The sequence below is a fragment of the bacterium genome, from assembly GCA_021372535.1.
Classification (GTDB): Bacteria; Latescibacterota; Latescibacteria; order Latescibacterales; family Latescibacteraceae; genus JAFGMP01.
The window spans coordinates 12,365-26,425 of the sequence record JAJFUH010000219.1; the positions used below are offsets into that span (position 1 = coordinate 12,365).

The 14,061-nt window shown below is 41.4% G+C and carries 12 protein-coding genes; all 12 read right to left on the bottom strand.

The window, feature by feature from the left end; translation table 11 throughout:
• Positions 1-99 precede the first annotated feature (99 nt).
• Entirely contained in the window at positions 100-867 is a 768-nt protein-coding gene (locus tag LLG96_18930) for a class I SAM-dependent methyltransferase (GenBank protein MCE5252280.1), read from the bottom strand.
• A 163-nt stretch (positions 868-1,030) separates the two neighbouring features.
• Positions 1,031-2,740 carry a carbamoyl transferase gene (locus tag LLG96_18935; GenBank protein MCE5252281.1) on the bottom strand — a complete coding sequence of 570 codons (1,710 nt, stop codon included), beginning with the start codon at positions 2,738-2,740 and terminating at the stop codon, positions 1,031-1,033.
• Between the two features lie 26 nt (positions 2,741-2,766).
• A complete protein-coding gene (locus LLG96_18940; protein MCE5252282.1) occupies positions 2,767-3,474 on the bottom strand; it encodes a glycosyltransferase family 2 protein in 708 nt (235 codons plus the stop codon).
• Positions 3,471-3,968, bottom strand: a complete 498-nt coding sequence (locus LLG96_18945) for an N-acetyltransferase (protein ID MCE5252283.1) — start codon at positions 3,966-3,968, stop codon at positions 3,471-3,473. The genes LLG96_18940 and LLG96_18945 overlap by 4 nt, the downstream gene beginning before the upstream one ends.
• Positions 3,965-5,068, bottom strand: coding sequence for a DegT/DnrJ/EryC1/StrS family aminotransferase (locus LLG96_18950; GenBank protein ID MCE5252284.1), 1,104 nt, complete (start codon positions 5,066-5,068; stop codon positions 3,965-3,967). The genes LLG96_18945 and LLG96_18950 overlap by 4 nt, the downstream gene beginning before the upstream one ends.
• Positions 5,069-5,163: 95 nt before the next feature.
• A complete protein-coding gene (locus LLG96_18955) occupies positions 5,164-6,123 on the bottom strand; it encodes an NAD(P)-dependent oxidoreductase (protein ID MCE5252285.1) in 960 nt (319 codons plus the stop codon).
• 10 nt (positions 6,124-6,133) lie between these two features.
• Positions 6,134-6,841, bottom strand: a complete 708-nt coding sequence (locus LLG96_18960; GenBank protein MCE5252286.1) for an NTP transferase domain-containing protein — start codon at positions 6,839-6,841, stop codon at positions 6,134-6,136.
• Between the two features lie 16 nt (positions 6,842-6,857).
• Positions 6,858-7,838, bottom strand: a complete 981-nt coding sequence (locus tag LLG96_18965; protein ID MCE5252287.1) for an NAD-dependent 4,6-dehydratase LegB — start codon at positions 7,836-7,838, stop codon at positions 6,858-6,860.
• Between the two features lie 152 nt (positions 7,839-7,990).
• Positions 7,991-9,064: a flippase-like domain-containing protein gene (locus LLG96_18970; GenBank protein MCE5252288.1), complete on the bottom strand. Its 1,074-nt coding sequence runs from the start codon at positions 9,062-9,064 to the stop codon at positions 7,991-7,993.
• Between the two features lie 111 nt (positions 9,065-9,175).
• A complete protein-coding gene (locus tag LLG96_18975; GenBank protein ID MCE5252289.1) occupies positions 9,176-10,591 on the bottom strand; it encodes a class I SAM-dependent methyltransferase in 1,416 nt (471 codons plus the stop codon).
• Between the two features lie 92 nt (positions 10,592-10,683).
• Positions 10,684-12,444 (bottom strand): ABC transporter ATP-binding protein, encoded by a 1,761-nt coding sequence (locus tag LLG96_18980; protein MCE5252290.1) that lies wholly within the window; start codon positions 12,442-12,444, stop codon positions 10,684-10,686.
• 40 nt (positions 12,445-12,484) lie between these two features.
• On the bottom strand, positions 12,485-13,369 hold the full coding sequence (locus LLG96_18985; GenBank protein ID MCE5252291.1) for an ABC transporter permease: 885 nt from the start codon (positions 13,367-13,369) through the stop codon (positions 12,485-12,487).
• Positions 13,370-14,061 lie beyond the last annotated feature (692 nt).

The following is a 14,061-nucleotide window of genomic DNA, read 5'->3' on the forward strand; positions in this document are numbered from 1 at the left end:
AATTGTTGAAAATACATGATTTATTTTATTTAATATAGCGGAGTAATTTTAAAAAAATTTTGGTAAAAATCAAATAACCTTTGATCACTCAAGTTTAATTTAATCGGATGATTCTTTTTTAATAATAAACGAAATCATCAGATAATACATGATATACTTTGTTTTTAATATTTTAACATTACATTCAGATGCATAACGTTCCATTTTTTTAATGGAAAATAATTCCGCTTTGGGAGTAATCACCTGATCCATGAAAATTGTTTTTGCGGTTTTCTTATCCAATGATTCACCAATAGCGAAATATGAAAGGAGTTTATATAGAAAATAAAAAAAGGGGAAAAACACATTTACAATTTTTTTTGTCCAGTTCCAATAGATATATCTTATCGGGTATGTAGCTTTATATACGATATAGAAAAACGGATGCCAGACATTATAAACACTGACATATATATCCCCTCCTGGTTTGGTTATTCTCACTAGCTCTTTAAAAGCCTGAAAACTGTTATTTGTATGATGTATTACGCCATTGCAAATAGTAATGTCGGATATATCATTATCATAATCCAAATCAAGAACGGTTCCATACCTGACGTCATAACCTTTATTTTGTAACTGTTCAACATTGCCTGGGGCTAAATCAAGGCCATGGATAGCATTTTTAGAAAATCCATACTTCAGATAAATATCAAACCAGAAACCCGCTCCGCACCCAATATCATATATACATTTTGATTTATTACTTTTCTCAATCAGTTCGGTAAGCAAATGATAGTATTTTACTCTTTTATCTCTGTAGCTGAATTTACCAAAACGGTAACTATCATACATATATTCTGCATTTGGACTGATTTTATCTGTCGCCATATATAACCTTTTAATTATAGTATAATTATAATCTGCTAATTTATCTGTGAAGCATATTATATTTTAAATACTTTTTCATTTAAAAGAACATGTGGTTGACAAGAGTGATGAATGACAGGTGTTGGTGTTCCATTATAGCAATGCTTAAATTATGTTTACCAAATCATAGGTTATTTTTTTCAACAAAATAATTACCGATTGCGAGCGCATCAATACCTGTCCCTAAAAAACAATTGATAGCATCCTCGGGTGTCATGACTATGGTCTCCCCTCGCACATTGAACGAAGTGTTAAGTACCACGGGGACCCCCGTCAGCTTTTCGAATTCATGTATCAGTTCCCAGTAAAGTGGATTATGTTTTTTTTCAACCGTATGAAATCGTGCAGTACCATCAACATGGGTAACGGCTGGGATCACCGATCGCTTTTCTTCTTTGACGTTACAGATGAGAAGCATGAAAGGCGACGGGACTGGGAAATTGAAATATTCCCGATAATTCTCTATTTTACATGAAGGGGCAAACGGTCTGAAATCTTCCCTGTGCTTGATCCGGTCATTAATAATATCCATCATTTTTCTTTGACGTGGATCCGCTAAAATTGAACGATTACCTAAAGCTCTCGGTCCCCATTCCATTTTCCCTTGATACCAACCGATAATACGTTGTTTGGCCATCTCGGCAGCTGTATCTCTGGCTATATTCTCACACTTTCTGAATGTTATATTTTCATACTTCTTTAGAGTTGATAAAATTTCCTGATCATCGGCTTCGTAACCATAATAGACATGATTCATTTCATAATTACGAGGCTGTTTATAATTAATATGGTTAATCCATAAAGCACAACCCAACGAACATGAGGCATCATAGGAAGCTGGTTGAATATAAATATCATCATAAGAGGTGTTTTCTAAAATTTTAGCATTCATAACACAGTTCAATGCCACTCCACCTGAAAGACAAAGTTTTTTTGATTTTGTTCTTTTTTGTAAATCTTGTGCAATATGAATTCCCACTTTTTCAGTAATACTTTGAAGACTTGCAGCAATATCTTTATGATCCTGACTAATATCACTCTCAGGTTTTCTTGGTAAAAGGCCACTTTCATGAATAAAGTGCTTTGATATGTTTCCCCATTTATGTGAAAGTGCTATATATTGGGGATTAATTCTATATATTCCATGTTCCTTAAAGTATACAATTTTTTCAAATAATTTCTTGTATTTTTCCGGATCACCATAGCTTGCCAAACCCATTACTTTATATTCATCATTATTGACACGAAACCCTAAAAAACGCGTAATCGCACTGTATAAATAGCCAATAGAATCAGGGAAACAGTGAGATTGTATACGGGTTATCATATTATCTTTCCCTTGGCCTATAACCGTTGTTTCCCACTCTCCGATTCCATCAATTGAAATAATATCTGCCTCGGTGAAAGGTGATACAAAGAATGCTGAAGCCATATGTGCATCGTGATGTCTTACAAAAGAAAGATTTATTCCCTTTTTTAAATATGGAAAATGCTTTTTCAAACGGGAACGCATTGTTAGAGCATTGTAGTAGAGTAATGCTCTTGAGGCAAAAAGAATTTTGTTTCTTATTGAGTACCATGGCGATAACACAAATTTCCATGCCGTGTAATTCATCAAATCTTCGGGTTTTATATAAAAACTAAAAATATTAATTTGATTTGCGTCGATACCTGCCTTTTTAAGGCAAAACGATATTGATCGAAAAGGAAATCCCCCATAATGTTTTTTATTTCGTGTAAAACGTTCTTCCTCTATGGCTGCAACAAGTTTTCCATTGCACAGTAATGATGCGGATGCATCGTGACCTAGATAATTAAAACCAAGAATATTCATGAATTGATACTCCCTTTTTGATTTTTTCAATGGTTATGAAATAATATTTTATTTTTATAAAACTTAAACATTTCTTTTATAATTAAAAAAGGAGTAAAGAGTGTAATCGTTGATTCTCCTGATTGTCTTTCTATTAGTTCGACAGGTATTTCTATATACTTTACTTTGTTTTCTGTTATCCAATAGAGAATTTCAATATCAACAAACCAACCGTTTGAAATAAAAGTCATTTTTTGTAAGGTTGTTCTTCTGAATATCTTAAAAGCTGAACTGCTATGTTTCATTCTTAAACGAAATATTAATTTTATCAATGCATTGAATACAAACGATTGAATTTTTCTGAAGTAACTCCTGCGATTGTCTTTCGATCGGTAACTCAACACACAGTCATTCTGTTCCAGAAGCGGAAGCGCGCGAACGATCGTATCTAAAGGAAATGGCATGTCGGCAGTTATCACGCATACAATATCTTTCGCCGCATTATTGAATCCCAATTTCAGCGCAGACCCGAATCCATTCCGGCTGCCTTCATGTATCACCGTTATCCTGTCATAACGGCCCGAAAGCCTGTCGCAGATTTCCCCGGACCGATCGGTGCTTCCGCTTTCGATAATGAGTATCTCGTAATCGGTGAAATGCCGTGAAAGAAATGTATCGATCAGGGCAATGGATTCCTCCAGCAGCGTTTCTTCGTTATAAACGGGCGTCACAACGGTGATGGAATATGGTGTCATCGATTGTTTTTCGTTGTCTGGCGGGTTTCGATATAAGCCTTCAGTTCCGCAAGGCCGGCAAACGTACGGATGGTCTTTGCGGGATTGCCGGCGACAATGGAAAAGTCCTGGACATCGTCTGTCACTACCGCACCCGCTCCGACGATAGCATGACGCCCGATGGTCACCCCGGGTACTATCGTTGCGTTGGAGCCTATGCTCGCCCCCTGCTTAACGAGCGTTTTTTTGTATTCGACATGACGGTCGGTGCGGGGATAGATATCGTTGGTGAACATGACGCCATGGCCGATAAAAACGGCATCCTCGACAGTCACGGAATCACAGATGAAAGAATGGCTTTCGATGATGCAACTCTTCCCGATCTTCACATTTCTCGTGATTTCGACGAAGGGCCCGACAAAGGTGTTGTCCCCGATTTCGCATCCGAAAATATTCACCAGGCCGGGATCGAAAATCCTGACATTGTTTCCCAGAATAACATCCGGATCAATCATGCCGCACCATAGAATTCTTTGATGGTTTGTGCAACGAGTTCTATCGTTGCGGGTGACATTTCAGAATAAAACGGAAGCGCAATGATGCTTCGCGCCGTTTCCTCTGCATGCGCCAGGTTATAGGTCCTGTCAAACATACCCTGATAGGCCTTCTGGTGGTACAGAGGTTTGGGATAATATACGTTACACTGGATTTCACGGCTTTCAAGATGTGCGAGAAGCTCATCACGTCCCGATGAACAGCGGGCGCTGTATACATGATACACCGGTCGCACTCCTTCGGAAGCACATTGCGGGCGGATGAATTCCCCGGGCAGCTGACGTTCATAAAGCGACGCAAGTTCAATGCGCCGTTCGTTCATGGCATCGAGGTATTTCAGCTTGACCCTGAGTATCGAGGCCTGCAGCTCGTCGAGACGGCTGTTTATACCGTCGAATTCGAACTCGTCTTTGTTGATCATCCCGTACATGCGCTTTTTCTTCAGCATGTCGGCAGTTTCCTTATCGTTAACCGTGATCAATCCCCCGTCACCATAACCACCCAGATTCTTCGTGGGGTAAAAGCTGAAAGCTCCAAAATCCCCGAGCGACCCCGTCTTTTTGCCTCTCACCTCCGCGCCATGAGCCTGTGCACAATCCTCGACAATGAAAATATCATTTCCGATAAGGTCTCTGAGCAGCTTGATATCCACGGCATTCCCGAACAGATGAACGGGAACGACTGCCTTCGTCCGTTTCGTAATCGCATCGGGTACCCGGTGAACATCGATCAGAAAGGTGTCAGGGTTGATGTCGACAAAAACCGGCACTGCGCCTGCACGGCGGATGGCCGAATAGGTGGGAATAGCGGTAAACGGTGTCGTAATGACTTCGTCGCCTTCATGAATATCGCACATCTCGAGCGCCAGAATCAGCGCATCGGTGCCGCTGTTGACACCCACCGCATACCCGGTACCGATATATGATGCGAATTCGCGCTCGAAAGCCGCAACCTCGGAGGCCAATGTATACCGTCCCGAAGAAAGAACCCGCGTGATTGCGCCCTGTATTTCTTCTTTATATGCCTCGTATTGAGGGACGAGATCACATCTCCAGATCATGTTTGTCTGTTCCTTTTGTGGAGATCATGCTATTTTTGGTGCCGGCAGGTGTTGATGAAAACTCCCGGATTATGGTGGAAAATCCGTATATATGGTCAACCTGAAACAGTCTGTGATATGAAATAATCCACCGTGCTTCTGAAAGAATCCCCGAGAGGAGTAACCGGTATTTCTCCCAACATTCCCTTGAGTACCGAACAATCGAAATCGGCGTACCCGATGTCTGTCTTCCGAACATGGATCGGCATATCCACTTTACGGTACGTGCCATAACCGACTGTTTCTGTTATGGTTTTCATGATGTCTTCGATCGGAATATTCCAGCAGCATACGTTCAGGGCATGGAAACCCTGCAATGGAACGGCGCCCAGTCTGAATACGATTTCCGCAAGGTCTTTTACATATATGACCGGCCTTTTTCGCGCGGTATCGTATATATCGATCGTTTTCCCATCTAGTATCGACCGTATGAATGTTCCCACGAGGCCGATATCCGGACCGTTGACCGGTTGATTTTCACCATAACAATTGCCGATTCGCAGGCTCATGACGGGAATGTTGTACAGTTTGGAATATATGCGGAAATACGATTCCGCCGCGACCTTGTCGATTCCCTGAATATCTTCGGGCACCATCGGTGTATCCTCGGTAATGGTTTCGACCCGAGGACTCCCATATTGACCCCGTGAGCCCAGAAATACGATCTTTATGCCGGATTTGTCTTTTACTGCATCAAGCAGCGGCAGATGGGACAGAATATTCAGTTCGATATCGTAAAGGGGATTTTCAAGCGCACTGTTGTGCGCTGTCCATGCCATGCAGTCGATAATGAGGGCATTGTTATGTACAAGATCATGTAATGGTTCATAAGCTTCAATACGTGACTGAATAAAATGTATATCGTGAAGGATATTCCAAATATTTTCGATCCGACCGCCTGTCTGTTCGAGCAGACCGTCTACAACGGTAACATTCCAGCCGGCATTGACATACCATTCGGCTATGTTACTGCCGATGAAACCGGCTCCGCCTAATATAAGAACATTGGATTTCATGCGCCTCTTCTTACAGGTGCTGCTGCTGTCCGAAATGTTTTTTATATGCTTCCTGCGCATCCTGATAATCAGTGAATTGTCCGATATCGAGCCAGTATTCCTTCATCAGATATCTGCCGATTTTTTCCCCCTTACGGAGCATGTCCATGATAAGCGAATCGATGCCGTAATACGTATCTTCGGGAATAAACCGAAAGATATCCGGATGCATGAAATAAATCCCGGAGAGTATTTCGTGTTTGAAATTGGGTTTTTCCTGAACTTCGACGATAAAATTATCTTTACAGATGACTTTGCCGAAATTGAAAGGCAGGAGAATTTCTTTCGTTACGACAACCAGGCTTGCATCTATTTTTTTGCTGGCTTTATACGCTCTGTTGAAATTGAGGTTGGTAAGGATGTCGCCGTTCATGAGCAGAAACGGTTCCTGCAGATGCTCTTTCAGCAATGTCAGGGGACCGCAGGTCCCCATTGGCTGGGTTTCGGTGCTGAAAGTCAGCGTAACACCATACTTACTGCCATTGCCGAGGTAAGCCTTGATGTATTCGGACATGTAATTTGTCGCGATAAAAACATCGTTGAAACCGGAGGCGCTCAGGTTTCGTATCTGGATCTCGAGTACTGAGCTCTCTCCGATAGGCAAAAGCGGCTTCGGTATTATTTCCGTAAACGGTTTTAGACGGGTTCCGAGACCGCCTGCTAAAATGACTGCTTTCATCGCTGTGTTTTTTCACTTATATGTTATACAGGGTATGTTTATAATGCGATATATTATCTTTCAGCCATGCCACGGTCTCTCTGAGTCCGTTTTCGAGACTGTACTCAGGTTTCCATGGAGTGGATGCAAGGATTTTCGAATTATCGCACATAAGCCGCTCAACTTCGCTGGCTGATGGTCTCATACGGTTTTCAGCCATGGAAACTGTAATGTTCCTGTTCATCACCTGTGCTATTTTCTCTACAAGATTTCCAACGGAAATTTCCTTGTTCATGCCAATATTCACGACCTCGCCCAGAAAGGTATCACACCCGGCAATAGCCAGAAATCCCCGCACCGTATCCTTCACATATGTAAAATCCCGTGTCGGATCGATATTACCCAGTTTTATCTCATCCATCCCGTTTAAAATTTGACTTATCACAGTGGGAATGACAGCCCGGGCAGACTGCCGTGGCCCGAAAGTATTGAAAGGCCGTGCAATTTTTACCGGTAATTGAAATGAACGGTAAAAACTTAAGGCAAGCTGATCCGCCGCAATTTTCGTAGCAGCATAAGGCGATTGAGCCGAAAGCGGATGTTTTTCATCGATCGGCACATACTGCGCTGTACCATATACCTCGCTTGTAGAGGTAACAACAACATTTCCAACCGCATGCATGAGCGATGCCTGGAGGATGTTATTTGTTCCTTCGATATTTGTTTTTATATAAGCCGCTGGGGATTCGTACGAATACGGTATTCCGATGAGAGCCGCGAGATGAAAGACACTGTCAACCCCTTTGACAGCTTTGGATACTGAATCGAAATCACGGATATCACCGGTAATAACCTCGATATCCTTCAGATACCGGGAATTTTCCAGCCAGCCCCAGTAATTCTTCGAGTTATATCTCACAAACGCTTTTACCTGAATACCGGAATCGACACAGTATTCGACAAGGTGCGAGCCGATAAAACCTCCTGCACCAGTTATTAATACTTTTAAAATGTTCATGGGTCAATCGTACGTGAGATATTTTCTATGAAATAAGAATTAGAATAAACAACTTTTTTTAAAGACATGATTGTTTAAATATAGTTGAAAAAAAAAACAAGTCAATAATCAAAGAACGAGGGATGTTTTTCGGTATTCATTGTCAGCCTTATTCATTCATGTACGTTTGTATTATCTTCTTTTAATACCATTTCCCGGGGGATTGATCGCAACTGAGTTATTGATTGAAATGACAATTTTTTTCTTCCCAGACTCCAGATACCTGCAATCAGGAATGTTATAATAAACATTGCGTGAGTTACAACCGCATATCCCATAGCCATGCTTTTATCAGGAAGCCAAACTGATAAAGACAATATGGCCAGATAGTGATATATGCCAATTGATCCCGGAGAAGATGGTATGAGACTGCCAAGAGATGTTGTGAGCAAAACAAAAAATCCGGCATACCATGGAACCTGGAAACGAAACGCAATTACGTTGCATAAGGTACCTATTCCAAATACTGCCCATGCCAATAATCCTAACAACAGAACCGCCATGAATTGTCTGATGCTCGAAATAATTTTCAGTCCTTTTGTAAAAAACTGCAACTGATTGAGTATGAATTGTGAAATCGACAGGGGAAAAAAGCTAAGAAGACGACGCACAGAATGAGTAAAAAATACCTCGTTATAATTCAAAAAAACAACAACCACAACGGCCACAGACAAACCCGTTGTCAGCACGACAACACCCGTTTGGATAAGAGCTGGGAAATTGATCACAAATGACAGAGACAATGCGAAAATAAGTAAAGTCAAGGTATCGAAGATACGTTCGAGTATAATGCTTCCTAACACGTAACTTACACTGATTTTTACATAACGGCCTGTCATTAATGCCCTGGCCAGATCACCCAGCCGTGAAGGCAATATCAGGTTTGCACAATTGGTGATCATGATAAAATCATATGCATCGTTAACGGAAAGGCCGGATGATCTGCCCAAAAGTACCCGCCACCGTACGGCAAAAAGGAAATAGGCTCCGATAATACACAGTGAACCGAGTATCAAAAAAAGAGGATTGGTCTGCTGCAGAGAGGTTACGAAACTGTGCCAATTCAGTTTTCTTAACGATAAATATAGAAAAAAACTGCTGAAAAATATACCCAGAACGATATTCAATAATGACCGTTTTTGTACGGTCCCATTTGCAGTATCATCTGATGTATTTGTATAATTCATCTGGATATAATTGTCATTTTTTGTTTTGTACCGAGATATACGGCATCATAAAGTATTGTTATATTTGTTGGAACAGAGAAGATCAGCATGCGGAACCGGTTCATAAACCGTTCATGTTCTCCGAGTTATTCCATTCTTTAATGAAACCAGCTTTTTACTTACATAACATGCTAATTTTACTAAAGGATAGCTCAGTTTCCTTTTTGCATTCGTGAGCTCATTGTTTGCATTGGTAAGTTCATTGTTTAACATGTTGATATCACTGTAATAACTCTGCAATGTATCATTCATTGTCAGAATATCGTTCTTGCCTTTAATCGCTTGTGCCTTTATGATGATATCCTCAAGGATTTTTCCGCGATAATGATTTGATATTTCCTTAAAAACATGCTCCTTACCCTTTTTACAGGCAACAATTTTCAGTATGGGCAGTTTCAGGCTTAAACGATATACCAGTGAGATCGATGGCCACAGAAGGTTGAGAATATCCTCTGTTGTTTTGGTAAATGTCGTATTGTCCCCCTGATTGAGCAAGTAATCCCGGGCGCCATGGTGTAAACCGGACAAATAGGAAAAAAGTTCAAAGGGATTATCGGTGAACTGGACATCGGCGCATAAAAGACTCAATCCGGTTCTGCCGAGCAATTCCGTCATGTTATTTACATTGAACAGATTTATATGACCAGAGGTGTTATAACCGCCAAAAACATAACTGCAATCACCGCGGAGAAGACGCACAATGGGAGAATCCAGATTGGGAACTGTCAGGGCTATAATCCCGTGATCGTCAAGATACTGAACATACCTTTTCAATTCTTCCGCCGGAGCATTCATATGCTCCATCGTTTCCCAGAAGCTTATCAGTCCATAGGGTTTCGACTGGTTGAAGGCTTCGGGATGACAAATCAGCAAGCCTTTCTTCTGCGCAAGATTTACAGCAGTTTGATCAATCTCAACACCCTCGGGAAGAAATCCGTGTTCCTGTGCTGCAATAAGGGAATGACCAAGTCCGCACCCAACATCAAGATAGGAAAAGTTCTGAGATACTGTTTCGATAAAAGGGCGAAGCTCCCCAAGATATTCTCCGATTCTGTTAACATCGTCATGGATATTGGTCTGAAACGTACGTTTTTCAACCATTAATCCGGCAAGTACTCTGGCTTTCGGACAGCTTACGAAAAATTGCTCAAACAGAGAGGCAGTAATCGTTTTGGGTACGAACCAGCAGCCGCACTTCCCGCATTCGGAAAAAGGATATCCGTCATAACTGAAGAACAGGAAACGATTGATACTGCTTCCACAGGAAGGACAGGGGCGGTCGGCCAGTGATTTGATCAATGGCGCTCCGTGCTCGAGCCATAATGAAACAGCAATAGCCCAGTCCTTCTGTTCCATTGTGGTAAACGGGAGTTTGATATAGTGCTGATTCTGTGTTCCGGCAGGATCATCGACTGTATAATTTTCACACGCTTCGATTATACCCGCCAGAATATTGTCAGACAGGGCATTCAGAATATCACAATTCATGTATGGCGTTACCTTTCCGCGTCATACTGAGTAAATCCGGTTTTTGCTGAAGGAAATGCTCGCATGGATTATTAAAATTATAGAATATCATACTATTCATTGCTATTCCCGGGGATTTCTACATTCCAGATACCGGGGATGTGGAATATTGTTCCTGCAAATATCGGATCGTTCCCGGTAATCTCAAATTCGAAACTCTTGTCAATAAGGTCATAACGTTGTGATTCCTCAACAGCCTCGCCGAATAGTCCGACAGAAAACACATAATACCCATTCCCAAATTTCGGAGAACCCATATCGAGAAGGATAATCCTTTTCTGGTCCTTCTCGAGTTGTACCGAACAGATTGGTCGTTGTTCAAGGTAGTGTGTGACAAGAATACCGTCAAGCCGATAAATTGAAACAGCCGGTAATAAAGGGAACAGCCCGGTTTTATGTGCCTTTATCAATATCTTGACTATGATGGGCTCGCCAACCTCAAAAACAGTCTGTTCCTTGTTTTCACCGTTGACTGTTGAGACTTGTTCAATAGCCAGTGAACCCTCGCTTGGCCAACGCCTCACAGAAATGGTTTTTTCATTGAGATTCATGTGTGTCTGGGGAATATTCTCCGAATCGGCGCCTGCTGCTCCCGAAACGAGGTTTTTGAGCTCTATACAGCTCTTTGCCCATCCCTGCGTTTCGTTCAGCACATCTTCCTTATGAATGAGGGTATACCCGTTTTTCCATATTTCTACAGACAACGTGCAGGCATTTTCGCAGCGATAATCTATTTCTAAATCATATTTGGTATTATCGAAGAGCGCGTGAAACAGGAACGCTGCTTTCCCCGTCACCATACCTTGCTTCTTTGGAATATTAAGGCTCCTCCAGGTAACTTTTTCCTTTTTTTGCGGACTTGACCAATCACCTTCTTCGATCATCACAAAAGAAGAATGAAACGGATTGTTGTCCTGCGAACTGCCAACCATGAGCCGTTCTTCGATTTCCCCGTTTTTCAGCAGCCTTATTTCCGAAATATCACAGCATGCCTGATACTGTCCCTCAAGTTTGAAGACCACAAAAATATAATCGCCAAAAATATCATATGTATCGCTGCCGTATCGGGATGACATCCTCTTGTAATTCCGTGCTTTTATCCGACGGTCAGACAGCATGCGGACATACTGTTCATATGCTTTGACTACCTCAATGCTCGCCCCAAACATGACAATTCGGCCCCGATCCAGCCAGATAGTCTCTTCACAGAACCTCATGATCTGTTCAAGCGCATGCGATACGAGCAAAATGGTTGCGCCGCTTTCAGCCATCTTAAGCATGCGCTGGCTCGATTTTCGTAAAAAGTACGCGTCACCGGCGCCCAGAACTTCATCGATAATCAATATTTCAGGCTTGATTACCGTCGCAGTGGCAAAAGCGAGACGTGCCTTCATGCCGTCCGAATAGGTTTTGAAAGGCTGTGATAAAAATTGCCCGATTTCAGTAAAATCCGCTATCTCCTGTTCCGCTTTTTTTATTTCATTGAGGGTGAAACCCTGGTACGCAAGCGAAGCGCGAATATTCTCATATCCGGTGAATTCCGGGTGGAATCCTGTCCCGAGCTCCATCAGCGCCTGGATGTTGCCGTTTACTTCGACAGTCCCCACACTGGGAGGAATATTTCCGGAAATGACTTTGAGCAGCGTGCTTTTACCGGCGCCATTCGGGCCGATAATTCCGAGCCGGCTTCCCTTTTTCAATTCAAAATTAACATCCTGCAAAGCCCAGAATTCCCGGAATTTATACTTTTTCCAGAACGCCCATTCCAGAACGCCAAAAGCATCGAGGATTTTATCGCCCGGACTTCTGAACAATTTGTACATCTTGCCCAGATTATAAGCTTTGACAGCTGTTTCAGACATTATCGACAAAAATCACTTTCATTTTTGAAAAAAAGTAATACCCAACCATAAACATGACAATACCTATGCCGAAGGCAATAAACAGTGTCCCCTCACGGGGAAAACGGTTAAGCATGAGCGCATCCTGATAGGCTGTAACGTAATAATACAAAGGGTTTAACAGCAGGAAGGGCTTCATTGCTGCGGGTATCATATCGGGAGTATATGCTATGGGTGTGACAAACAGGAGCATAATGGAAAAGACAGGAACAATACTCTGTAAATCCCTGAAATATACATTCAGGCTGCTCAGTATCCATATCAATCCTATTGAGAAAAGAATCTGAGAAAACCAGATGACCGGCAGCAGAAACCCCCATATTCCCAGTTTATTGAGGATAATAAGTGCTATAAGAAGCAAACCCATTCCGGGAAACTGAGTGGACTGGCTGACAAGAACTGCTTTAACCGGAATGAGTTCGATGGGAAACAAGGTGTTTTTTATCAGGTTCCTGTTGGCAACAACAGAGGATACACCCATACCGAGCGCTTCGGAAAAACCAATGTAGGGGATGAGACCGCAGAAAATCAGGGCAACATACTCATAGGAATTGAATATCGCAAATCTTATATTAAAAATCACTATGTAGATAAAAGCATAAGAACCGAGCAGAAGAAGCGGGTATAACACTATCCACAGAAGACCCATTATCGAACCGGCAAAACGACCTCGAATATCATTGAATGTAGTCTGGAGAAGGAGGTGACGATTCTCCAGAATACTGTATATAGGTTTCCCCATGTTGTTTATATTGAATTTGGGCATGATTATGATTATTATCTTTCCGGTGGTTAAACAGTGATATCGGATAGCGTCATGCCAAACATGTTTCGGCATCGATTCCAATATAAGTATCGTTATTTATTCGCCGGATTAACAGTTTAATTGTGTTATTATGCAAATATTAATTGGAAAAATTCAATACTCCACTGATTATTCTGATATTACATACTTTAAAACCATCTTCAGTGCTTAGTATAATACGTAATTTCAGGATAATATCACACTGATTTTTTCACATGAATTCACTTGTTGAACCCGATAAGCCCACATGCTATGATCAATTGATACAGGATGTTCATAAAATATATCGTCATAAAACATTCATCGCTGCAACAGGAAAAATTGACCTTTTATAAAATGCTTACCGTAGATATATTGAAAAGCACACATTTATTTCAGGTATCACTTTATAAGTGTTGTGATAAACGCCATTTACGTGGATATAAGCTGTCAAGGGTCGGCACGAAGTGCTGATTTACATACCCTTGACAGCAACAAAACAACACATTTCGTCCCGGGGCTCGTGAAAAATATACTTTTTCACAGCCCTCTTAACAATTCCACTTAATAAGGTATTAATGCATGGCTATCAAAAACCTAACGATAATTCATAATCCAAACAACTATATATTCATGTGTGATAGTCATAAAATTGAAATTACACGAAAGAACTTTTTGAACCATATATTCAGGTATGACAGTATTACCTATTATTCGACAGAAAAGAAACTATCTCATATTTCCCT